Origin of the sequence: Streptomyces sp. NPDC013457 (genome assembly GCF_043089925.1) — a bacterium.
Lineage (GTDB): Bacteria > Actinomycetota > Actinomycetes > Streptomycetales > Streptomycetaceae > Streptomyces.
In genome coordinates this window covers 1993-4762 of sequence record NZ_JBICBL010000030.1, presented here as the reverse complement: position 1 = coordinate 4762, position 2770 = coordinate 1993, and the positions used below count along the sequence as shown (strand labels likewise).

Genomic DNA, 2770 nt, shown 5'->3' with positions numbered 1-2770 from the left:
TGAGGACAAGCCCTCGGCCTATTAGTACCGGTCAGCTCCACCCATTACTGGGCTTCCACATCCGGCCTATCAACCCAGTCGTCTACTGGGAGCCTTACCCTCTCAAGGAGGTGGGAATACTCATCTCGAAGCAGGCTTCCCGCTTAGATGCTTTCAGCGGTTATCCCTCCCGAACGTAGCCAACCAGCCATGCCCTTGGCAGGACAACTGGCACACCAGAGGTTCGTCCGTCCCGGTCCTCTCGTACTAGGGACAGCCCTTCTCAATATTCCTACGCGCGCAGCGGATAGGGACCGAACTGTCTCACGACGTTCTAAACCCAGCTCGCGTACCGCTTTAATGGGCGAACAGCCCAACCCTTGGGACCGACTCCAGCCCCAGGATGCGACGAGCCGACATCGAGGTGCCAAACCATCCCGTCGATATGGACTCTTGGGGAAGATCAGCCTGTTATCCCCGGGGTACCTTTTATCCGTTGAGCGACGGCGCTTCCACAAGCCACCGCCGGATCACTAGTCCCGACTTTCGTCCCTGCTCGACCCGTCGGTCTCACAGTCAAGCTCCCTTGTGCACTTACACTCAACACCTGATTGCCAACCAGGCTGAGGGAACCTTTGGGCGCCTCCGTTACCCTTTGGGAGGCAACCGCCCCAGTTAAACTACCCATCAGACACTGTCCCTGATCCGGATCACGGACCGAGGTTAGACATCCAGCACGACCAGAGTGGTATTTCAACGGCGACTCCACCATGACTGGCGTCACGGCTTCAAAGTCTCCCACCTATCCTACACAAGCCGAACCGAACACCAATATCAAACTGTAGTAAAGGTCCCGGGGTCTTTCCGTCCTGCTGCGCGAAACGAGCATCTTTACTCGTAGTGCAATTTCACCGGGCCTATGGTTGAGACAGTCGAGAAGTCGTTACGCCATTCGTGCAGGTCGGAACTTACCCGACAAGGAATTTCGCTACCTTAGGATGGTTATAGTTACCACCGCCGTTTACTGGCGCTTAAGTTCTCAGCTTCGCAACCCCGAAAGGTCACTAACCGGTCCCCTTAACGTTCCAGCACCGGGCAGGCGTCAGTCCGTATACATCGCCTTACGGCTTCGCACGGACCTGTGTTTTTAGTAAACAGTCGCTTCTCGCTGGTCTCTGCGGCCACCCCCAGCTCACGGAGTAAATCCGATCACCAGTGATGGCCCCCCTTCTCCCGAAGTTACGGGGGCATTTTGCCGAGTTCCTTAACCATAGTTCACCCGAACGCCTCGGTATTCTCTACCTGACCACCTGAGTCGGTTTAGGGTACGGGCCGCCATGAAACTCGCTAGAGGCTTTTCTCGACAGCATAGGATCATCCACTTCACCACAATCGGCTCGGCATCAGGTCTCAGCCTTAATGTGTGACGGATTTGCCTATCACACGGCCTACACCCTTACCCCGGGACAACCACCGCCCGGGCTGGACTACCTTCCTGCGTCACCCCATCGCTTACCTACTACCACCTTGGTTCGCCGGCTCCACCACTTTCCTTTCCCCGAAGGGTCCGGAACGGCTTCACGGGCTTAGCATTAATGGGCTCGATATTGGGCGTTTCAAAGCGGGTACCGGAATATCAACCGGTTGTCCATCGACTACGCCTGTCGGCCTCGCCTTAGGTCCCGACTTACCCTGGGCAGATCAGCTTGACCCAGGAACCCTTAGTCAATCGGCGCACACGTTTCTCACGTGTGTATCGCTACTCATGCCTGCATTCTCACTCGTGAACCGTCCACAACTCGCTTCCGCGGCTGCTTCACCCGGCACACGACGCTCCCCTACCCATCACAGCGGGCGTTGGCCCTATTGCTGCAATGACACGACTTCGGCGGTACGCTTGAGCCCCGCTACATTGTCGGCGCGGAATCACTTGACCAGTGAGCTATTACGCACTCTTTCAAGGGTGGCTGCTTCTAAGCCAACCTCCTGGTTGTCTCTGCGACTCCACATCCTTTCCCACTTAGCGTACGCTTAGGGGCCTTAGTCGATGCTCTGGGCTGTTTCCCTCTCGACCATGGAGCTTATCCCCCACAGTCTCACTGCCGCGCTCTCACTTACCGGCATTCGGAGTTTGGCTAAGGTCAGTAACCCGGTAGGGCCCATCGCCTATCCAGTGCTCTACCTCCGGTAAGAAACACACGACGCTGCACCTAAATGCATTTCGGGGAGAACCAGCTATCACGGAGTTTGATTGGCCTTTCACCCCTAACCACAGGTCATCCCCCAGGTTTTCAACCCTGGTGGGTTCGGTCCTCCACGAAGTCTTACCTCCGCTTCAACCTGCCCATGGCTAGATCACTCCGCTTCGGGTCTTGAGCGTGCTACTAAATCGCCCTATTCGGACTCGCTTTCGCTACGGCTTCCCCACACGGGTTAACCTCGCAACACACCGCAAACTCGCAGGCTCATTCTTCAAAAGGCACGCAGTCACGAGATACAGCAAGCTGTATCCGACGCTCCCACGGCTTGTAGGCACACGGTTTCAGGTACTATTTCACTCCGCTCCCGCGGTACTTTTCACCATTCCCTCACGGTACTATCCGCTATCGGTCACCAGGGAATATTTAGGCTTAGCGGGTGGTCCCGCCAGATTCACACGGGATTTCTCGGGCCCCGTGCTACTTGGGTGTCTCTCAAACGAGCCGTCAATGTTTCAGCTACGGGGGTCTTACCCTCTACGCCGGACCTTTCGCATGTCCTTCGCCTACATCAACGGTTTCTGACTCGTCCT

At 56.4% G+C, this 2770-nt stretch carries 1 rRNA gene (cut by a window edge); it reads right to left on the bottom strand.

From position 1 onward, the window contains the following. Window positions 1-2: 2 nt before the first annotated feature. Window positions 3-2770 (bottom strand): 23S ribosomal RNA (locus ACF1G2_RS35975) (it continues 138 nt past the right edge of the window).